At 61.0% G+C, this 19091-nt stretch carries 19 protein-coding genes; 9 read left to right on the top strand and 10 right to left on the bottom strand.

What is annotated here, in order from left to right:
- Position 1: 1 nt before the first annotated feature.
- The 3 genes from AB5Y47_RS16555 (at position 2) to AB5Y47_RS16545 (ending at position 3241) form a co-directional block, all read left to right on the top strand.
- Entirely contained in the window at positions 2-802 is an 801-nt protein-coding gene (locus AB5Y47_RS16555; protein WP_041212584.1) for a SirB1 family protein, read from the top strand.
- 11 nt (positions 803-813) lie between these two features.
- A complete protein-coding gene (kdsA, locus tag AB5Y47_RS16550; protein WP_039039605.1) occupies positions 814-1668 on the top strand; it encodes a 3-deoxy-8-phosphooctulonate synthase in 855 nt (284 codons plus the stop codon).
- A 289-nt stretch (positions 1669-1957) separates the two neighbouring features.
- Positions 1958-3241 (top strand): dicarboxylate/amino acid:cation symporter, encoded by a 1284-nt coding sequence (locus AB5Y47_RS16545; RefSeq protein ID WP_041212586.1) that lies wholly within the window; start codon positions 1958-1960, stop codon positions 3239-3241.
- Between the two features lie 79 nt (positions 3242-3320).
- On the opposite strand, the gene grcA is transcribed toward AB5Y47_RS16545, so the two are convergent.
- Positions 3321-3701 (bottom strand): autonomous glycyl radical cofactor GrcA, encoded by a 381-nt coding sequence (gene grcA, locus AB5Y47_RS16540; protein WP_010673855.1) that lies wholly within the window; start codon positions 3699-3701, stop codon positions 3321-3323.
- A 608-nt stretch (positions 3702-4309) separates the two neighbouring features.
- Here grcA and ung point away from each other — a divergent pair.
- Positions 4310-4990, top strand: coding sequence for a uracil-DNA glycosylase (ung, locus tag AB5Y47_RS16535; RefSeq protein WP_048207174.1), 681 nt, complete (start codon positions 4310-4312; stop codon positions 4988-4990).
- 160 nt (positions 4991-5150) lie between these two features.
- Positions 5151-5696 (top strand): hemerythrin domain-containing protein, encoded by a 546-nt coding sequence (locus AB5Y47_RS16530; protein WP_041212588.1) that lies wholly within the window; start codon positions 5151-5153, stop codon positions 5694-5696.
- Positions 5697-5792: 96 nt separating this feature from the next.
- Here the strand turns inward: AB5Y47_RS16530 and AB5Y47_RS16525 are convergent, their stop codons facing one another.
- Together AB5Y47_RS16525 and tal are read right to left on the bottom strand one after the other, a co-directional pair.
- Positions 5793-5972 (bottom strand): DUF3545 family protein, encoded by a 180-nt coding sequence (locus tag AB5Y47_RS16525; RefSeq protein ID WP_010673858.1) that lies wholly within the window; start codon positions 5970-5972, stop codon positions 5793-5795.
- Between the two features lie 180 nt (positions 5973-6152).
- Positions 6153-7103 carry a transaldolase gene (gene tal / locus AB5Y47_RS16520; RefSeq protein ID WP_010673859.1) on the bottom strand — a complete coding sequence of 317 codons (951 nt, stop codon included), beginning with the start codon at positions 7101-7103 and terminating at the stop codon, positions 6153-6155.
- A gap of 724 nt (positions 7104-7827) precedes the next feature.
- Here tal and AB5Y47_RS16515 point away from each other — a divergent pair.
- From AB5Y47_RS16515 to yidZ, 4 genes are all read left to right on the top strand, one after another.
- A complete protein-coding gene (locus AB5Y47_RS16515; protein ID WP_043155782.1) occupies positions 7828-9258 on the top strand; it encodes a sodium:alanine symporter family protein in 1431 nt (476 codons plus the stop codon).
- 179 nt (positions 9259-9437) lie between these two features.
- Positions 9438-10589: a CMY-1/MOX family class C beta-lactamase gene (gene blaMOX / locus AB5Y47_RS16510; RefSeq protein ID WP_368220406.1), complete on the top strand. Its 1152-nt coding sequence runs from the start codon at positions 9438-9440 to the stop codon at positions 10587-10589.
- A 292-nt stretch (positions 10590-10881) separates the two neighbouring features.
- Positions 10882-12048, top strand: a complete 1167-nt coding sequence (locus AB5Y47_RS16505; protein ID WP_049636983.1) for an MdtL family multidrug efflux MFS transporter — start codon at positions 10882-10884, stop codon at positions 12046-12048.
- A 10-nt stretch (positions 12049-12058) separates the two neighbouring features.
- On the top strand, positions 12059-13099 hold the full coding sequence (yidZ, locus tag AB5Y47_RS16500; protein ID WP_128296578.1) for an HTH-type transcriptional regulator YidZ: 1041 nt from the start codon (positions 12059-12061) through the stop codon (positions 13097-13099).
- Here the strand turns inward: yidZ and ruvX are convergent.
- The 7 genes from ruvX to metK all read right to left on the bottom strand — a co-directional run bounded on the left by ruvX (position 13096) and on the right by metK (position 18787).
- Positions 13096-13518, bottom strand: a complete 423-nt coding sequence (ruvX, locus tag AB5Y47_RS16495; protein WP_010673863.1) for a Holliday junction resolvase RuvX — start codon at positions 13516-13518, stop codon at positions 13096-13098. The genes yidZ and ruvX overlap by 4 nt on opposite strands.
- 101 nt (positions 13519-13619) lie before the next feature.
- The gene (locus AB5Y47_RS16490) at positions 13620-14174 is read right to left on the bottom strand and encodes a YqgE/AlgH family protein (protein WP_103261728.1); all 555 of its coding nucleotides are present in this window, start codon (positions 14172-14174) and stop codon (positions 13620-13622) included.
- Positions 14175-14328: 154 nt separating this feature from the next.
- Positions 14329-15279, bottom strand: coding sequence for a glutathione synthase (gene gshB / locus AB5Y47_RS16485; protein WP_109113215.1), 951 nt, complete (start codon positions 15277-15279; stop codon positions 14329-14331).
- 122 nt (positions 15280-15401) lie between these two features.
- Positions 15402-16133, bottom strand: coding sequence for a 16S rRNA (uracil(1498)-N(3))-methyltransferase (gene rsmE / locus AB5Y47_RS16480; RefSeq protein ID WP_029304178.1), 732 nt, complete (start codon positions 16131-16133; stop codon positions 15402-15404).
- 129 nt (positions 16134-16262) lie between these two features.
- A complete protein-coding gene (locus tag AB5Y47_RS16475) occupies positions 16263-16955 on the bottom strand; it encodes an endonuclease (protein WP_039040144.1) in 693 nt (230 codons plus the stop codon).
- A gap of 73 nt (positions 16956-17028) precedes the next feature.
- Positions 17029-17568, bottom strand: a complete 540-nt coding sequence (locus AB5Y47_RS16470) for a SprT family zinc-dependent metalloprotease (protein WP_323913312.1) — start codon at positions 17566-17568, stop codon at positions 17029-17031.
- A gap of 67 nt (positions 17569-17635) precedes the next feature.
- On the bottom strand, positions 17636-18787 hold the full coding sequence (gene metK, locus AB5Y47_RS16465) for a methionine adenosyltransferase (RefSeq protein WP_010673869.1): 1152 nt from the start codon (positions 18785-18787) through the stop codon (positions 17636-17638).
- Positions 18788-19091: the final 304 nt, after the last annotated feature.

Below are 19091 nucleotides of genomic sequence, written 5' to 3'. Positions count from 1 at the left end.
GATGATACGTGTGGATGAGTGGACCGACTTCGAGGCTCACGATCTGGCCGAGCTGGCGCTGTCGGTGAGCGACGAGATCCGGGGCCATGGCGGCACGGGAGAGGCCGAGCTTGCCCGCCTCGATGCCTGGCTGGACGAGACGATTGCCGAGGGAGACTGCGACGAGGTGCGCCGTCAGCTGTTGCAGGGTTTCTACCAGACCCTGGGCTTTCGTGGCGACTGGCAGGATTACTTCTCGTCCGCCAACTGCGATCTGGACCAGGTGCTGGCAAGGCGCAAGGGGATCCCGGTCAGTCTCGGCATCCTCCTCATCCAGCTGGGTCGCAAGATAGGGCTGGATGTGGAGGGGATCTGCTTCCCCGGCCATTTCCTCCTGAGTTTTGCCGGTCTGGACGGGGAGGTCTATGTGGACCCCTTCAACGGTGATGAACTGAGCCGGCACCGCATCGAACTGCTGCTGCGCGGTGCCCTCGGCAACCTGGCGAGTCTGAGCGATGATCATCTGCAGCCATCGGGGCAGTGGGAGATCATCGAGCGGTTGCTCAATGTCAGCAAGGGCGCCCTGCTGCGCGAGGAGCGCATGACGGAGGCGCTGCGCTGCAGCGAGCTGCTGCTGCGCATGAAGCCCGGCGATCCGCTGGAGACGCGGGATCGGGGCTTCATCTATGAGCAACTCGATTGCCCGCGCTTTGCCGCCGACGATTTCGAATACTTTATTGAACAATGCCCTGATGATCCCGTGGCCGATGTGCTGAAAACCCAGCTGGCCACCCTGGACCTCAGTCCCAAACCCCTCCATTAAGGATCCCTGAGATGGAACAGAAGAATATCAAGGTCAACCAGATCGACGTCGCCAACGACAAACCTTTCGTGCTGTTCGGCGGCATGAACGTGCTGGAATCCCGCGACATGGCGATGGCGGTGTGCGAGAAGTACGTGGAAGTGACCAGCAAGCTCGGCATCCCGTTCGTGTTCAAGGCGAGCTGGGACAAGGCCAACCGCTCCTCCATCCACTCCTATCGCGGCCCGGGTCTGGAAGAGGGGATGAAGATCTTCCAGGAGCTGAAAGCGACCTTCGGCATGCCGGTGATCTCCGATCTGCATGAGCCCCATCAGGCCAAACCGGTCGCCGAGGTGGTCGACGTCATCCAGCTGCCCGCCTTCCTGGCGCGCCAGACCGATCTGGTGGAGGCCATGGCCCGCACCGGCAACGTCATCAACATCAAGAAGCCGCAATTCCTGAGCCCAAGCCAGATGAAGAACATCACCGACAAGTTCGAGGAGTGTGGCAACGATCGCCTGATCCTCTGCGAGCGCGGTGCCAACTTCGGCTATGACAACCTGGTGGTGGACATGCTGGGCCTGGGCGTCATGAAGAAGAGCACCGGCGGCTATCCGGTCATCTTTGACGTCACCCACTCCCTGCAGTGCCGTGATCCCCTGGGAGCGGCCTCCGGCGGTCGCCGCGAGCAGGTGACCGAGCTGGCCCGTGCCGGCATGGCGGTGGGCCTGGCCGGTCTCTTTATCGAATCCCACCCGGATCCGAAAATTGCCCGCTGCGACGGCCCGAGCGCCCTGCCGCTGGAGAAGCTGGAAGGCTTCCTCAAGCAGATGAAGGCCATCGACGATCTCGTCAAGGGCTTCGAGCCCCTCGATACCTCCGCCTGATCGCGATTTTTACTATCAAAAATGCCCCGCCATGCGGGGCATTTTTATTTCCGTCATTTTCATTTGGTGCTCTTCGGCGTCCATTGCGACCATGTTTCCGTGGTGTTAATGATGTTAAATATATTGTGTGATTGATGTCTCTTATTTGCTTCTTATGACATGCAAAAGTAGCGACCGTCAGGATGGCAAAAAGGTATGAAGCGGGTGAGATAACCCTATTTCTCGCCGCAGACTGCTGCATGCGTTATTTGCTGTCAGTGGAGTCACACTTATTAACAGGACGTTGAGCATGCACAAGAAAATTGTCAGTAGCCTCTATTTTCAGGTGATATTGGCAATCACCATCGGAATATGTCTGGGACATGTCTATCCGAGTCTGGGCGCAGATATGAAACCCCTTGGTGATGGCTTCGTTAAATTAATCAAGATGATCATCGCCCCCGTCATTTTTTGTACCGTGGTCACCGGCATTGCCGGCATGGAAAGCATGAAGGCGGTGGGCAAAACCGGTGCCATTGCGCTGATCTATTTTGAAGTGGTGAGCACCCTGGCCCTGATCATCGGTCTGTGCGTGGTCAACGTGCTGCAGCCAGGGGCCGGTATGAATGTGGATCCCTCCTCACTCGACGCCAGCGCCATCTCCGTCTATGCGGATCAGGCCCAGTCCCAGGGGATAATTCCCTTCCTGCTGGATGTGATACCGGCCAGCGTCATCGGTGCCTTTGCCGGCGGCAATATACTCCAGGTGTTGCTGTTTGCCGTCCTGTTCGGATTTTCCCTGCATCATATCGGGGAGAAGGGAAAACCCATCTTCAATATCATCGATGGTTTCTCCCAGGTTATTTTCGGCATCATCAACATGATCATGAAACTGGCGCCGATCGGGGCATTTGGCGCCATGGCATTCACCATAGGGAAATACGGTATTGGTTCTTTGGTGCAGCTGGGGCAATTAATTGCTAGCTTCTATCTGACCTGCCTGCTGTTTATTTTCTTGGTGCTCGGCAGTATCGCCAAAGCCAATGGCTTCAGCATTGTGCGCTTTATTGCCTATATCCGGGAAGAGCTGTTGATCGTGCTCGGAACATCCTCGTCGGAATCCGTATTACCGCGCATGCTGGTGAAAATGGAGGCGCTGGGCTGCAAGAAATCGGTGGTGGGTCTGGTGATCCCGACCGGTTACTCATTCAACCTGGACGGTACCTCCATCTATCTGACCATGGCTGCCGTCTTCATCGCCCAGGCGACCAACACCCCGCTGGACCTGTTCCATCAGCTCACCCTGCTGGTGGTGCTGCTTATCTCCTCCAAGGGGGCGGCCGGAGTCACGGGGAGTGGCTTCATCGTGCTGGCAGCCACCATCTCGGCGGTAGGGCATCTGCCGCTGGCCGGGCTGGCGCTGATCCTCGGGATTGATCGCTTCATGTCGGAGGCGCGCGCCCTGACCAACCTCATCGGCAACGGGGTGGCGACCCTGGTGGTGGCCCGTTACTGCGATCAGCTCGACGAGGCCACCATGCAGGACGCCCTGGCGAAACCCGTGGTGGCAAGGCCGGTGGACCTGCGAAGCTGAGCCAGGTTCCGGCGGCGATCATCACCCATGAAAAAACGGCCCGAGGGGGCCGTTTTTTTATCTCTTTACGCAGGGCGCCTTACAGGCTCTGGGTGAAGGTGCGGGTGACCACGTCACGCTGCTGCTCCGGGGTCAGGGCGTTGAAACGCACGGCGTAACCGGAGACGCGGATGGTGAGCTGCGGGTATTTTTCCGGGTTGGCGATGGCGTCTTCCAGGGTTTCGCGGCGCAGTACGTTGACGTTCAGGTGCTGACCCCCTTCGACCACAGGCTCTTGCTGAACCGGCAGTTCACGGTATTCGAATTGACCCAGGTCGGAGAGGCTGACTTCCTGATCGGCGGCAAAGCTGTCGCCCTTGGCGCAGATGCAGCGAGCCTGTTGTTTCTCTTCGTCCAGCAGCCAGAAAGAGTTCAGCAGAGCGGCGTTGGCGGACTGGGTGATTTGGATGCCCTTGATCATGGTATGACTCCTCATAGGAAAGCGGATTCAACGGTAAGCACATTACCCTGATGTTTTTAAACCACCTCTTGGAAGGAATGATTTAACGGGGCCTTGCCTTACACCTTTACTTCGTTGGGGCCATATATACCACGATGGTAATATTACGAAAATTGATCCAAATCAATAAAACCCCACTTTGCGCGCATTGAAAGGGATTAAATCATTGAGTTGAATCAAAAACAGATCATTTTTCTGTTTTTGTAAGATATATGAATTATGCATTTTTTATTATTCATATCTAGTAATTTAACTACACCTTTAGGATTTATTTCTGGCGTCAGCGAAAACCGACCTGCCCATGAGGTTTGTCCGAAGGACGCCCTGTTATTCCTGTGTCGACGCAGACCCGGTCATTGCCCGTGAACGCCGCCGCCACTTCCCAGGCTGGCCAGACTGAGCCTGACCTCCATGCGGTTGCGTCTTGGGGGCGAGGACCCTATCCTGAGCCCCTTGCTCTATTGACCGAGGAGATAGCGGTGCCAAGCTGGACAGAAGGCGGGGAGTGGGGAGAGGTTGGCATGCCAGCCAGGATGGAAGGAGTGGATCCACAACGAGAGGAGACGGGTGTGCTGACCTGGAAAGATGTGATTGGTTCGGAGAAAGAGCAGGCGTATTTCATGGACACCCTGGCCACCGTCAGGGCCGAGCGGGAGGCGGGCAAGGTGATCTATCCCCCGGCGACCGAGGTCTTCAATGCCTTCAAACTGACCGAGCTGGATGACGTCAAGGTGGTGATCCTGGGGCAGGATCCCTATCACGGCCCGGATCAGGCGCACGGCCTCTGTTTCTCCGTCTTGCCCGGAGTGCGCACGCCGCCGTCCCTCGTCAACATCTACAAGGAGATGCAGCGGGATCTGCCGGGTTTTGTCACACCCCATCACGGATTCCTGGAATCCTGGGCCAGACAGGGAGTGCTGCTGCTCAATACGGTGCTGACGGTACAGGCGGGCATGGCGCATTCTCACGCCCACCTGGGGTGGGAGACCTTTACCGATCGGGTCATCGAGCGGATCAATGCCCATTGCCAGGGAGTTGTCTTCCTGCTGTGGGGCGCTCATGCCCAGAAGAAAGGGCGCTTCATCGACCGGTCGCGCCACCATGTGCTGAGCGCCCCCCATCCCAGTCCGCTCTCTGCCCATCGCGGTTTCATCGGTTGCGGCCACTTCTCCGAGGCCAATCGCCTGCTGGTCCAGCAAGGACGCAGTCCCATCGACTGGCTCTCGGTCTGCGCCGATCCGGCGGCCTGACGCCGTGCATGCACAGGGGAAATGGTGCCCCCTGTGCCCCCTGTGGTGAGAGGCTGGTGCAGCCGCTGTCTGCATCCGACTTGATTGAGTGCAAAGTTCAGGCAATAAATGACCGTATACTCGAGACAGACGTTTTCTCATTTCAGTGCAAGGAGTGCCCATGTTATCCAGTCTGCATAAGGACCACCTCAACATCACCCGGTTGCTGACGCTGCTCAAGCAAAAGCTGGCGGCCATTCGCAATGAGCAGCCGGTGAGCTACTTCCTGCTGCGGGATGTGGTGGATTATCTGCGCGAGGTATCCGACAAGTACCACCACCCGAAGGAAGACATGATTTATGACTACTACCTGAAATACAGGGTGGTGGAGGGGGAGGTGGCCAACCGGCTGCACGAGGAGCACGCCCGTCTGCTGGATGCAGGGACCGAGCTCAAGGAGATGGTGGAGATGATCCTGATGGATGCGGTCATCCCGCTGGATCAGTTCGTGGCCCGTCTGGAGCAGTTCATCGAGCAGCAGGAGGCGCACATGAACTATGAGGAAGGGGTCATCTTCCCCCATCTGCGCGACTCCCTGACCGAGGATGACTGGCGTCATCTCGAACAGCTCTGGCAGAACCGGGCCATCAATGATCCCCTGTTCGGGGCGGAGGTGAGCCAGCACTTCCAGGCGCTGGCCAAACAGCTCTCGCTGCCTGCAGCCTGACAGGAGGTTCACCCATAAAAACAGCGCCCCGGTCAATCCGGGGCGCTGTTTTTATGGCTCCACTCGCTGGAGTGAAACATGGGCGACGTGGGCGTATCAGAGCTCCAGGTCGTCCGATCCTTCATAGGCGATGTCGATGGCCTGCAGCTCCTTTTGCAGGCGGTGCTTGTCTTTAAGCGCCTCAATCTCACGCCATTTGCGTTTTTTTCCCGTTGTCCCGCGGCTACGTGAACCCAGCTCAACGACCTCGTCAAAATCGAAGTTGAACATGTCCATGGCTCCCTCCTTGGTTTTATGGTTTTCACCATCCGTATAACACGACGCCTTTGAAAATAAAACGTTTTTATGACGAAGTTGTGACAACCGGAAACAGGCACAAAAAAACCGGGCTGCCCTTTCGGGAGCCCGGTTTTTGCGGCGCCACTTCGCTCTGTGAGAGCCGTGTGGCGAGCGGCCTTACAGGTGGCTTGCCAGCATGGTTTCCAGCTTGCCCTGGTCGATGGCGAACAGGCGGATACCTTCCCCCAGTTTCTCGACGGCCATGGCGTCCTGGTTCAGCTCCCAGCGGAATTCGGCTTCGGTCATCGGGGCCGGTTTGGCTGTGCGCTCGCCGGTGTAGTCCAGCTTGCGCACCACGGTGCCTTCGGCCTTGCTCAGCTCTTCCAGCAAAGCGGGGCCAATGGTCAGTCGGTCGCAGCCGGCCAGTTCCAGGATTTCGCCGGTGTTGCGGAAGCTCGCGCCCATGACCACGGTCGGGTAGTCGTGCTGCTTGTAGTAGTTGTAGATGGCGGTGACGGAGACCACGCCCGGATCTTCACTGGCGGTGTAGTCACGGCCGTTCTTGGCCTTGTACCAGTCGAGGATGCGGCCCACGAACGGGGAGATGAGGAAGGCGCCGGCTTCGGCACAGGCGCGGGCCTGGGCGAAGGAGAACAGCAGGGTCAGGTTGCATTGGATACCCTCTTTCTCCAGCACCTCGGCGGCACGGATCCCTTCCCAGGTGGAGGCCAGCTTGATCAGGATGCGATCATTGCTGATGCCGGCTTCGTTGTAGAGGCGGATCAGCTTGCGGGCCTTGGCGATGCTGGCGTCGGTGTCGAAGGAGAGGCGGGCGTCCACTTCGGTGGAGATGCGGCCCGGAACGATTTTCAGCACTTCGAGGCCGATGTTGACCGCCAGCTTGTCGCCTGCGTCGATGATTTGCTGTGCCTTGTCCTGGCTCTGGGATTTGGCCCAGGCAATGGCGTCCTGGATCAGGGCTGCGTACTCGGGGATCTCGGAGGCCTTGAGTACCAGAGAGGGGTTGGTGGTGGCATCGATGGGCTGGTAGCGCTTGATGGCTTCGATGTCGCCGGTGTCGGCAACCACTGTGGTCAGGGCTTTCAGCTGGGTCAATTTATCGGCCATGGCAAATATCATCTCTTTATGAGGGAGCAATCCCAGGGTGGTGGGCATGAGACGGCAGTTCTGAAATTAAATTACAAGATCCCGGCGGCTCAGGCTCAGAAAGGGGCGATGGGCAGGCCCCATCGTCATTGCCTGCCTAATTAATACGGATGTGGCGCATCCTGCAATAGGGGGGCTTGTATGCGAATCAGCCAGGTGGTGAAAGCGGTACCGGCTGTCGAGTGAAAGTGTTTGATAAAAAACGAGTTTTATTCATGGTGTGGCGGCTGGCTCCGACATGGAAAAGCGCAATTATTTTGGTGGATTCATGATTTTGTGCGGGAGGTCACATAAATAGTTCTGTCAGCTACTTGAAATTTAATTACGTGTAAAACGTTTTGCGTTACAACCCCTTGCCGATGAGGCATGAGAGGCAAACGCTTGTCTCCCTGATGTCGTTTCACTCAGCGGTTTTTACCCCCATGGGATGAGTTGTAAAATGGTTCTCTATTGGCTCTAATTTGTGAGGGGCTGGGTTGCACATCAATTTTTGTTGATTTATTGCGTGCTAAATGAAGCTTTTTTGCATCAAATTGCTCGTTTTTTGTCTCCCCAGTGAGCCCTGTCACTATTCTGAATTCCCTCGCTATGCTAGATTCCGCCCCTTCGGCGCAATGCTGGTTCGGAAATTGACAGAGAGCGGTCAGCGCAGACTGGCCATGGATGTGATAACAACGAGAGAATTATGGACACCTTGATTGCAATGATTAACGACCTGATGTGGGGAGCCGTGCTCATTTACCTGCTGATCGGGGTCGGTATCTTCTTTACCTTCCGCCTGGGCTTTATCCAGATCCGCCACTTCGGCCACATGTTCTCGGTCCTGCGCAACAGTCGCAAATCCGACAGCGCCGGCATCTCCTCCTTCCAGGCTCTGTGTACCAGCCTGGCGGCTCGCGTCGGGACGGGCAATCTGGCCGGTGTGGCCGTCGCCATCTATCTGGGTGGCCCTGGCGCCGTCTTCTGGATGTGGCTGATCGCCTTCATCGGCATGGCCACCGCCTTCGTGGAAAGCACCCTGGCCCAGCTCTACAAGGTCAAGGATGAGGATGGCAACTATCGGGGTGGCCCCGCCTACTACATGGAGCGCGGCCTCGGCATGCGCTGGATGGGGGTGGTCTTCTCCCTCTGCCTGCTGCTGGCCTTCGGTCTGGTGTTCAACGCGGTGCAGGCCAACTCCATCAGCCTGGCCATGAACGTCGCCTTCGGCATCCCTGACTGGGTGAGCGGTCTGGCCCTGGTGGTGCTCTCCGGTCTCATCATCTTCGGCGGCATTCGCGGCATCGCCCGCTTTGCCGAGCTGGTGGTGCCCTTCATGGCGATCGCCTATATCCTGATGGCGCTGTTCGTGGTGTTCATGAACATCAGCGAGCTGCCGGGTATCTTCGCCCTCATCATCAAGTCTGCGTTCGGCATCGAGCAGGCAGGTTCCGGCGCCATGGGCTATGCCATCTCCCAGGCGATGATCAACGGCATCAAGCGCGGCCTCTTCTCCAACGAGGCGGGCATGGGCTCTGCCCCCAACGCTGCCGCCACCGCCACCCCCTATCCGCCGCACCCGGCCTCCCAGGGGTATGTGCAGATGCTGGGGGTCTTCCTCGATACCATCGTCATCTGTACCTGTACTGCCGCCATCATCCTGATGTCCGGCCAGTTCGAGCCGGGCTCCGGCGTGACCGGTGTCGAGCTGACCCAGCGCGCGCTCTCCTCCCAGGTGGGCGGTGGTGGCAACATCTTCATCGCAGCGGCCATCTTCTTCTTCGCCTTCACCTCCATCGTGGCGAACTACTCCTATGCGGAGACCAACCTGGTGTTCCTCGAGCACAACCACAAGGGCGGCCTGATGCTGTTCCGGATGTTCGTGCTGGGCATGGTGATGTTCGGCTCCGTGGGCGAGCTGCCGACCGTGTGGGCTCTGGCGGATGTCTCCATGGGGCTGATGGCCATCGTCAACCTGGTGGCCATCCTGCTGCTCTCCGGCGTCGCCATCAAGCTGGCCAAGGACTACAACGACCAGCTCAAGGTGGGCCGCGTGCCGACCTTCGATGCCAACAAATACCCGGAGCTGCGCAGCCAGCTGGAAGAGGGGATCTGGGACAACCCGGGAAAGAAATAAGCCCGCATTGCAAGGTGATTGAAGGGGAGCCATGGCTCCCCTTTTTCATGGGTAAAAAGAGGGGGCGGCTTCACACAGACTTCACAGAGCCTCATCGGCAGCACACCTCGCGGGACTATGCTGGGCTCATCACTCGCCGCCATGGCGATACCTTGCTAACGACAGTCAGGAGACATGCAATGCAACAACGACAATCCATCCTGTGGGGCGCTCTGGCCACCCTGATGTGGGCCGGCCTGGCTCATGCCGGTGACAAGGCGGCGACCGATCCCCTGCGCCCCGTGGTGGATGCCAGCATCCGGCCGCTGCTCAAGGAGCACAGGATCCCGGGCATGGCGGTGGCCGTGCTCAAGGATGGCAAGGCCCACTATTTCAACTACGGTGTGGCCGATCGGGAGCGCGCGGTCGGTGTCAGCGAGCAGACCCTGTTCGAGATAGGCTCCGTGAGCAAGACCCTGACCGCGACGCTGGGGGCCTACGCCGTGGTGCAGGGGGGCTTCGAGCTCGATGACAAGGCGAGTCTGTTCGCCCCCTGGCTCAAGGGATCCGCCTTTGACAACATCACCATGGGGGAGCTGGCTACCTACAGCGCAGGCGGCTTGCCGCTGCAATTCCCCGAGGAGGTGGATTCGCTCGAGAAGATGCAGGCCTACTACCGCCAGTGGACCCCAGCCTACTCGCCGGGTTCCCATCGCCAGTACGCCAACCCCAGCATCGGGCTCTTTGGCTATCTGGCGGCGAGCAGCATGAAGCAGCCGTTCGATCGCCTGATGGAGCAGACGATCCTGCCGGGGCTTGGCCTGTACCATACCTACCTCAATGTGCCCGAGCAGGCCATGGGGCACTACGCCTACGGCTACTCGAAGGAGGACAAGCCCATCCGCGTCACTCCCGGCATGCTGGCGGACGAGGCCTACGGCATCAAGACCAGCTCGGCGGATCTGCTGCGCTTTGTGAAGGCGAACATCAGCGGGGTGGATAATGCGGCCATGCAGCAGGCCATCGACCTGACTCACCAGGGCCAGTATGCGGTGGGGGAGATGACCCAGGGACTGGGCTGGGAGCGTTACGCCTATCCCGTCAGCGAGCAGCCGCTGCTGGCGGGCAACTCCCCGGCGATGATTTATAATGCGAACCCGGCGGCGCCCGCGCCCGCTGCGGCAGGGCACCCTGTGCTCTTCAACAAGACCGGCTCGACCAACGGCTTCGGGGCCTATGTGGCCTTCGTGCCGGCCAAAGGGATCGGCGTCGTCATGCTGGCCAATCGCAACTACCCCAACGAGGCGCGCATCAAGGCGGCTCACGCCATCCTGACGAAACTGGCCAGGTAATGGTGCGCCTTCGCTGAGCCTTGAGGGCACGTCGCATCGCGGCGTGCCCGTTACCTCGGACCCGACCCCTCAAGGGCGACCTGTCAGGGGGCGGGTCGATGAGCATGCCAATCCGGACCTCTCCTGCGGGAGATGTCCGGATTGGCATCCACCGAGTGCCATCTCGTCACTAGGCCCCGGCAGGCCGCCCGCTCTATAGTGCCCGGCATCTTCCTCTGCTTTTGCAGGATTGAGTTGTCAATCTCGCTGACAGCGCACCTGTGATGGTGAAACCTGCTGCTATGGAGCCTTCATGGGTATGTTTCTGCTGTGTACTTTTCTGATGATCATCCTCTATCCCCTCGGGATCGATCTCTATCTGGTGGCCGTGCCCCGCATTGCGCAAACCCTGCAGGGGAGCGAGGCGCAGATCCACACCGCTTTTTCCATCTATCTGCTGGGCATGGCGGCTACCGTGCTGCCGGGGGGCATGCTGGCGGATCGCCATGGCAGGCGCCCCGTGGTTCTGGGGGGCGCCCTCATCTTCGTGGTCGCCTCCCTGGTGGCGGCGGAGGCGACCGGCATCGCCCAGTTTTATCTGGGGCGTTTCTGGCAAGGGGTGGGCGCTGGAGCGCTCTACATCATGACCTTCACCGTGCTGCGGGATGTGCTGAGCCAGGCGCGCCTCGCGATGGCTCTCTCCCTCATCAACGGCGTGATCTGCGTCATTCCGGTGCTGGCTCCCGTACTCGGTTATCTCATCCTGTCGCACTTCGAGTGGCGCGGCATCTTCGTGGGCATGGCGCTGGTGGCCGCCATCAGTGCCCTGGTCAACCTGCGACTGCTCAAGGAGACCCGCCCCGCCCGCCAGCCTGCGGGGGCATCGCCGCTGGCCCTGCTGGGCACGGCCCCCTTCATGCAGCGCGCCTTGCTGACCAGCGCCAGCGTGACCGCCATCCTGGTCTATGTGAGCGTCTCGCCCCTCGTCCTGATGACCACGTTCGGCCTGCCTCCCGAGCAGTACACCCGGCTGATGATGGCGATGGCCGGGGTGAGCATGTCCGCTTCCTTCCTGACCCCCTTGCTGCTGCGCTGGCTCGGCAAGGCAAGGGTGCTGGCGCTCTCCCATCTCGCCTACCTGCTGGCCTTGCTCGCCCTGTTGTGCAGCAGCGGGCCCGAAGGCGGCCTGTCCTGGCTGCTGGCGGGGTGTGCCCTGGTCTGCATCGGGTTTTCCTGCGGGTTCGGGGTGGCGATGGGGGAGGCGCTGGATGTGTGCGGGGATCAGGTGGCATCGGCCAGTGCCCTGCTCTGCATCATGCAGATAGGGTTGTCCGGGCTCTTCATCTGGGGGATGGGCCATCTGGGGATGCCTGCGCTCTGGATGCTGATCCTGGCACTCCTGCTGGCGCTGCTCGGTTACCTGGTGGTGAAGGTGCTGCTACCATGGCGTGCGGTACGGCGAGTCCGGGCTCGGGGATAGGAGAGAAGCGATGCGCAATCTGGGTGAACTCGATTTGAACCTGCTGGTGGTCTTCAGGCACCTGATGCAGGAGCGCAGCGTGGCGGGGGCGGCCAAGAAGCTGTGTGTCACCCCGTCGGCGGTGAGCAAGGCGCTCGGCAAGCTGCGGGACTGGTTCGGGGATCCCCTCTTCGTGCGCGTGCGCCAGGGCTTGCAGCCGACCAACCTCTCCCTGACCCTGGCAGAGGAGCTCAAGACCTGGTTCCAGCTCACCGAGAGCATCAGCACCCTCAACCGCGAGGCGATCCCCGAGGGGGCCCGCTTCAGTCTGGTGATGGAGTCCCCCTTTGGCATCAGCTTCCTGAGCGAGCTGCCCACGACCATCTACCAGAAGTACCCCCACTCCGTGGTCAGGATGCTGGGCTGGGATCACCACTCCCTCAACGACATCGTCAACGGAGAGGCGGATCTCGGCTTCTGCGCCCGGGAGACCCACGGCCGCTCCCATGCCAGGGTCAACCGGCTGCCCTATTACATCGATCACGAGGTGCTGTTCTGCGATCGTCCCGTGGTGTTCCTGCGCAAGGATCACCCCTTGCTCGGGCAGACGTGGTCGCTGACCCGCTTTCTGGCCTGCCCCCAGGTGAGCGTGGTGTGGGAGGCCAGCGACAGCTGGGCACTGGATGATCTGCTGGAGGACGAAGGCCACAGGCGGCAGGTGCCCATCATGGTGGCGAGCTTCGAGCAGGCGCTGCACATCGCCGCCCAAAAGAGCCACGAGCTGATCGCCGTGGTGCCCTCATATTGCGCGGACTATGCCGCCAGACATCACCCCGACCTCATCCCCATGCCGTTGCCGCTGGAAGAGTCTCTCTATGCCCAGCTGGAGATCGCCTTCATCCTGCTGTGGCACAAGCGCCACAATCAGGATGCCAAGGTGATGTGGTTGCGGGGGGAGATCCGGCGGCTCTATGGCCTGGCCGCGGCGGGGAGGACGCGTTTTGCCTGGGGCGGGCCCATGGAGAGCGGGGAGGCGAAAGAGAAGCAAGGTGGAGGAGGCACCCCGGTTTAGTCGTACTGCTCTTCCATCCAGGCTTCGACGATGAGCTGGGCGGAGACGCCGTCCACGCTCCCCTTGTCCAGCGCCTTGTAGCCGCCACGTTCAAACAGGCGGGCGCGGGCATCCGTGGTGGTGAGCCGCTCGTCCTTGAACTCCACCGGCTTGCCGAAGCGACCGTGCAGGCGATTGCCGAACTTGCGGGCCCGCACCGTGATCTCCTGGTCCGTGCCATCCATGTTGAGCGGCAGACCGACGATCAGCAGATCCGGTTGCCACTCCTTGATCAGCTTCTCTATCTCGTCCCAGTTGGGGATGCCGTCGTTGGCCTTGAGGGAGCGAAGGGGGCGGGCACTGCCCGTGAGCTCCTGGCCGATGGCGACACCGATGCTCTTGGTGCCGTAGTCAAAGCCCATGATGCTGCGTGATGACATGGGGTCTCCTCGAAATGGATGGATAAATGAAGGGGGAAGCCCCCTCCTTGTCTCCCCCTGCTCGTGAGGGGGGAGCGTGCCGCGGAGGGGAGGGCCGGGTGTCAGCTATGGCCCACCTGGCTGGAGAGGTGCAGGGGGTTGACCCCAATGCTCGCTGCGGCTTGCTGCCAGCGCAGGTGGATGGGGGTGTCGAAGACCAGCTTGGGATTGGGGGGGATCACCAGCCAGGCGCCATCCACCAGCTCCTGCTCGAGCTGGCCTGCACTCCAGCCGGCGTAACCGAGCGCCACCAGCCAGTGGTCCGGCGCCTCGTCGGTGCCCAGGGTCTCCAGGATGTCCTTGGAGGTGGTGACCATCATCTCGTCGCTCACCTGCAGGGTGGAGTTGAAGCCCGGGCGGAAGCTGTGCAGCACAAAGCCGCGATCCCCGTGCACCGGTCCCCCCTGCAACACCGGCTGTTTCATCTCGGCGGTGGCGGGGGGATTGAGGTTGAGCTTGGTCAGCATGGCGTCCAGGGCCATGTCGACCGGAATGTTGACCACCAGTCCCATGGCGCCTTCGCTGCTGTGTTCGCACAGATAGACCAGGGAGCGCTGGAAATAGGCGTCCGTGAGGCTCGGCATGGCGAGCAGAAAGTGATTTTGCAGTGTTTGCATGGAGCGTATGTATCTCTTAGCGTGCAAAGGTATTTGGGGTGATTATGGCAGTTGATGGCGGCGGGCAAAACCGCTTTTTGCCGGCAGTCAAAGGGGCCTTCACGGCCCCTTGTGTGTGTTTCCTCGCTGCGGCAACGGGTCGCTGGGGAAGGGGTCAGCGGCCCAGTCGGCGCTCGATGGCGTCCATCAGCATGCCGGTAATGGAGACGTCGAAGGCCGCCTCAATCTCGCGGATGCAGGTCGGGCTGGTGACGTTAATCTCGGTCAGGCGATCGCCGATGATGTCGAGGCCGACGAAGATGAGCCCCTTCTCTTTCAGCGTCGGGCCCACCGCGCGGGCGATGGCCCAGTCCGCTTCACTCAAGGGGCGGGCCTCACCACGGCCACCGGCCGCCAGGTTGCCACGGGTCTCACCCTGGGCCGGGATCCGGGCCAGGCAGTAGGGAACCGGCTCACCGTCCACCACCAGCACCCGCTTGTCGCCATCCTTGATGGCGGGCAGATAGGTCTGCGCCATGCAGTACTGGCTACCGTGTTCGGTGAGGGTCTCGATGATGACGCCGACGTTGGCGTCATCCTCCTTCATGCGGAAGATGGAGGCGCCGCCCATGCCGTCCAGCGGTTTGAGGATGACGTCTTTGTGCTTGGCGTGGAAGGCGCGCAGCTTGTCGGCTCTGCGAGTGACGAGCGTGGTCGGGGTGTGCTCGGCAAACCAGGCGGTGTAGAGCTTCTCGTTGGCGTCGCGCAGGCTCTGGGGCTTGTTGACGATGAGGCAACCCTCATCCTCGGCCCGCTCCAGCATGTAGGTGGCGTAGATGAACTCGGTGTCGAAGGGGGGATCCTTGCGCATCAGGATCACGTCCAGGCTGGAGAGCGGCTGATCCACCACCTCGCCCAGGCTGTACCAGTCGGCATAGTCATATTTGACGGTGAGCGGGCGCATGGTACCGAAGGCGCGACCGGCCTCCATGTAGAGATCCTTCATCTCCAGATAGAACAGCTCGTAGCCGCGCTTTTGCGCCTCTTCGAGCATGGCGAAGCTGGAGTCCTTCTTGATGTTGATGGCCGAGATGGGGTCCATCACGATGCCGAGTTTAATGGTCATCCGAATATCCTTCTTGTGGCTCGATTGGATGTGATGACCCCCTCCCTGCCTCCTCCTTCACAAGGGGGAGGGGCCTGTTGCTCCCTCCCCTGCGAAGGGGAGGGCCGGGGTGGGGTCGGCTGTCAGGCCAGATCGCCAAAGCGGCACTGAAGTGCAGTAATCGCCGTCAGGGCGGCGGTTTCGGTGCGCAGCACCCGCGGCCCCAGCAGCATCTCCTTGAAATCTTCCTGCACGGTACGGGCGATCTCGTCGCTGGACAAGCCCCCTTCCGGGCCGATCAGCAGGCGCACGCCGTGCTCGGGGATGGGCAGGGTGTTGATGCTGTAAGGGGCGCGCGGGTGCAGGTTGAGCTTGAGCTCCTGAGTCTCTTCCGCCAGCCAGGCGTCTAGTTCCATTGGCATGCGCACCTCGGGCACGGTATTGCGGCCGCACTGCTCGCAGGCGCTGATCACCACCTTCTGCCACTGCTCGCGTTTTTTCTCCAGTCGATCGGCCGGCAGCTTGACGCCGCAGCGCTCGGAGAAGAGCGGGGTGATGCAGGTGACGCCCAGCTCCACCGATTTCTGGATGGTGAAGTCCATCTTGTCGCCGCGGCTGATCACCTGACCCAGGTGGATGGCCAGCGGGGACTCCACCGAACGGGTGTCGCAGCTGTCGATGGTCACTTCCACCGACTTCTTGCCCACATTGGCGATGGTGGCGGGGTACTGGTTGCCGTCGCCGTTGAACAGCTCGAGCTGCTGACCCGGCTGCATGCGCAGCACCCGGCCGATGTGGTTGGCACCGTCTTCCGACAGGGCGAGGGTCTGGCCCACCTGCAGGGCGGCCGGTTCATAGATACGTGGAATGCGCATGGCTGATAGTCAGTCTCTTGCTTGGAAACCCTTCAATACCCTACTGCACGGCGGCGAGCAAGGCTCGCGAGACAGAGAGTGAAGGGATTCAGGAGGAGGGGGACGCTCCCCCTCCCTGGTCAAATGGGGTTATTGGCACTGCTTTTCAATGAAGGGATTGGTATTGCCCTGCAGCTTGCCGATACGGCGGTTGCGCTCGCACTCCCAGCGATCAGCCGGATACTGCCTGTCCCAGGCTTCGTAAAGCTTGCGCTGCTGGGCCGCCAGACGCAGTCCGTACTGCTGGCTCATGTAGAGGTAGGCGCGGGCGATCTGGCCACGCACCGGCCCCTTGGGCGGCTGCACCTGGCGCTCCTTGAAGTCCACCAGCATCTGGCACTTGCCGTACTGGTTCGGTTTGCCGTTCCAGTCGCTGAAGCGGAAGTTCGCCCGATCACCGTTCACCTCGCCGATGGCGGGGAAGAGGTTGTGCATGTCTCCCTCCATCCTGTTGAACTCGTCGCTCTTGCCGCAATTCTTGCGACCCCCGTCCTGCCAGCACTGGAGCTGGTGGCCGAACTCCCAGGCGGGCACCACGTGCTCCCATTCGATGCGGGAGGCCCGCTCGGCCTGCTTGCGCGGCAGGTAGCCGCAGCTCTCCCAGTCGGGGGCCATCTTCTTGCCGCTGAACTTGATGTTGCAGCCGCAGTAGAAGGTGACGGGGTGGCTCTGGTAGAGCTTGTTCAGATCCTGCTTGGCGGCGCGAAAGGTCTGGATGTTGTCGGCATGGGCCGGGGCGCTGACCAGCAGGGCCAGGCAGAGGGAGAGCAGAGGGCGAAACATGAATATCCTTGGCAATGAGACAGTTGAATGAAGTAAGCGCGCACCCTATCACAGGAGCGCGACACGGGGTGACTCAATCCGCCGTCGTGTCGCGCTGCAACACCAGGGGCTGGCGACAGCGGCGGCAGTGATAGCGGGCCTCGCCGCGCATCACCTTGTTGTGGCGGCGCACCGAGAGGGGATGCTGCTGGCAGGCGCAGGCATACACGAAGGTGCGCTGGGCCAGCACCCCCAGATCGAAGCTGTGGGTGGTGCTGGGTTCGAGACCGAACAGCTCCCGCATCACCGACTGCCACTGGCGACCGTGGGGCAGTACCCGGCTCTTGCCGCGCCCCTCTCCCCAGAGCGCATAGACCAGCAGGTGCGCCACCTCGTGGGGCACCACTTCCCTGAGAAACGCCTGCTGATTGGCCTGATAGAGCGCCGGATTGAAACGCAGCTCCCAGGTTTGCAGCCGCGCCGATCCTGCCGCCCGGCCCCGCATGTTGCAGTGGACTTGCGGGCGCGGGAAGGTGCGGCCAAGGCGCGTTTCGGCCTGCACAAAGCAGGCTTCGACGCGCGCGAGCAGCGTCTCGATGAGGGCGGGGTCAAGCCGGGTGGCAGTGGCAGGCATGGGATCCTCGGGACGGACACAAAAGCAAAAGGGGAGCCAGGCTCCCCTTTTATCACAACCTCGAGCCTTACAGGCCAGCGGCAGCGCGCAGCAGCTCGGCCTTGTCGGTCTTCTCCCAGGGGAACTCGTCGCGGCCGAAGTGGCCGTAAGCGGCGGTTGCCTGGTAGATCGGGCGCTTCAGATCCAGCATCTCGATGAGACCATAGGGGCGCAGCTCGAAGAACTCGCGCACCAGCTTGACCAGCAGGGCTTCGGCCACCTTGCCGGTGCCGAAGGTTTCGACGCTGATGGAGGTGGGCTCGGCCACGCCGATGGCGTAGGAGACCTGCACTTCACAGCGATCCGCGAGGCCTGCGGCCACGATGTTCTTGGCCACGTAGCGGGCGGCGTAGGCGGCGGAGCGGTCCACCTTGGACGGATCCTTGCCGGAGAAGGCGCCACCACCGTGACGGGCCATGCCGCCGTAGGTGTCGACGATGATCTTGCGACCGGTCAGACCGCAGTCACCCATGGGGCCGCCGATGACGAAACGGCCGGTCGGGTTGATGAAGTACTTGGTGTCCTTGTTGATCCACTCGGCGGGCAGCACCGGCTTGATGATCTCTTCGCGCACCGCTTCCACCAGATCGCTGTGGCTGATGGAGTCGCAATGCTGGGTGGAGAGCACCACGGCATCGACACCCAGGATCTTGCCTGCGTCGTCGTAGGCGAAGGTCAGCTGGCTCTTGGCGTCCGGACGCAGCCACGGCAGGGTGCCGTTCTTGCGCACTTCTGCCTGACGCTTCACCAGCAGGTGGGAGTAGGTGATGGGCGCGGGCATCAGCACGTCGGTTTCGTTGGTGGCGTAGCCGAACATCAGGCCCTGGTCACCGGCACCTTGCTCCAGCGGGTCGGTACGGTCGACGCCCTGGTTGATGTCCGGAGACTGTTTGCCGATGGCGTTCAGCACGGCGCAGGAGTCGGCGTCGAAGCCCATGTCGGAGTGGGTGTAACCAATCTCGCGCACGGTATCGCGCACGATCTGTTCGATGTCGACCCAGGCAGAGGTGGTCACTTCGCCGGCTACCATCACCATGCCGGTCTTGACCAGGGTTTCGCAGGCGACGCGCGCCTTGGTGTCCTGCTGCAGGATGGCGTCCAGTACCGCATCGGAGATCTGGTCGGCGATTTTATCGGGATGGCCTTCGGAGACCGACTCGGAAGTAAACAGCTTTGCCATGTTTGGTTCTCGATTCGTAAGGGTTATCGCCTTGGCCATAACCGGATAATGACAGGATGACTGTAGAGGTATCTACATCTGGACGTCTATTTTAAATAGGTCATCCGGTGATTGCCAGCACTATTTGGGGGTGGAGCCGCCCGGGGCGGGATGGGGAAGGGATCCACCTCCATGGAGGTAAGTCAGGGGGCGGATTGAATCGTTTTCCCCGCTCAGAAAAGCGATTGTGCTCCCAAAGCCACTTTATTCGCCCAGATAATATTTGCACGCCGCGCCCCCTGCTGGGACAATAACGCGCCTTAAT

Origin of the sequence: Aeromonas sp. R7-2 (assembly GCF_040908105.1) — a bacterium.
GTDB classification, from domain to species: Bacteria; Pseudomonadota; Gammaproteobacteria; order Enterobacterales; family Aeromonadaceae; genus Aeromonas; species Aeromonas caviae.
Note: the sequence above shows the minus strand (reverse complement) of the source record. Positions and strands in the feature narration are given on the sequence as shown.

What these genes read in the sequence shown, in the direction of transcription:
- AB5Y47_RS16555 (WP_041212584.1), top strand. Translation starts at nt 2, where the DNA reads ATGATACGTGTGGATGAGTGGACCGACTTCGAGGCTCACGATCTGGCC.
- kdsA (WP_039039605.1), top strand. Translation starts at nt 814, where the DNA reads ATGGAACAGAAGAATATCAAGGTCAACCAGATCGACGTCGCCAACGAC.
- AB5Y47_RS16545 (WP_041212586.1), top strand. Translation starts at nt 1,958, where the DNA reads ATGCACAAGAAAATTGTCAGTAGCCTCTATTTTCAGGTGATATTGGCA.
- grcA (WP_010673855.1), bottom strand. Translation starts at nt 3,701, where the DNA reads ATGATCAAGGGCATCCAAATCACCCAGTCCGCCAACGCCGCTCTGCTG.
- AB5Y47_RS16530 (WP_041212588.1), top strand. Translation starts at nt 5,151, where the DNA reads ATGTTATCCAGTCTGCATAAGGACCACCTCAACATCACCCGGTTGCTG.
- AB5Y47_RS16525 (WP_010673858.1), bottom strand. Translation starts at nt 5,972, where the DNA reads ATGGACATGTTCAACTTCGATTTTGACGAGGTCGTTGAGCTGGGTTCA.
- tal (WP_010673859.1), bottom strand. Translation starts at nt 7,103, where the DNA reads ATGGCCGATAAATTGACCCAGCTGAAAGCCCTGACCACAGTGGTTGCC.
- AB5Y47_RS16515 (WP_043155782.1), top strand. Translation starts at nt 7,828, where the DNA reads ATGGACACCTTGATTGCAATGATTAACGACCTGATGTGGGGAGCCGTG.
- blaMOX (WP_368220406.1), top strand. Translation starts at nt 9,438, where the DNA reads ATGCAACAACGACAATCCATCCTGTGGGGCGCTCTGGCCACCCTGATG.
- AB5Y47_RS16505 (WP_049636983.1), top strand. Translation starts at nt 10,882, where the DNA reads ATGGGTATGTTTCTGCTGTGTACTTTTCTGATGATCATCCTCTATCCC.
- yidZ (WP_128296578.1), top strand. Translation starts at nt 12,059, where the DNA reads ATGCGCAATCTGGGTGAACTCGATTTGAACCTGCTGGTGGTCTTCAGG.
- ruvX (WP_010673863.1), bottom strand. Translation starts at nt 13,518, where the DNA reads ATGTCATCACGCAGCATCATGGGCTTTGACTACGGCACCAAGAGCATC.
- AB5Y47_RS16490 (WP_103261728.1), bottom strand. Translation starts at nt 14,174, where the DNA reads ATGCAAACACTGCAAAATCACTTTCTGCTCGCCATGCCGAGCCTCACG.
- gshB (WP_109113215.1), bottom strand. Translation starts at nt 15,279, where the DNA reads ATGACCATTAAACTCGGCATCGTGATGGACCCCATCTCGGCCATCAAC.
- rsmE (WP_029304178.1), bottom strand. Translation starts at nt 16,133, where the DNA reads ATGCGCATTCCACGTATCTATGAACCGGCCGCCCTGCAGGTGGGCCAG.
- AB5Y47_RS16475 (WP_039040144.1), bottom strand. Translation starts at nt 16,955, where the DNA reads ATGTTTCGCCCTCTGCTCTCCCTCTGCCTGGCCCTGCTGGTCAGCGCC.
- AB5Y47_RS16470 (WP_323913312.1), bottom strand. Translation starts at nt 17,568, where the DNA reads ATGCCTGCCACTGCCACCCGGCTTGACCCCGCCCTCATCGAGACGCTG.
- metK (WP_010673869.1), bottom strand. Translation starts at nt 18,787, where the DNA reads ATGGCAAAGCTGTTTACTTCCGAGTCGGTCTCCGAAGGCCATCCCGAT.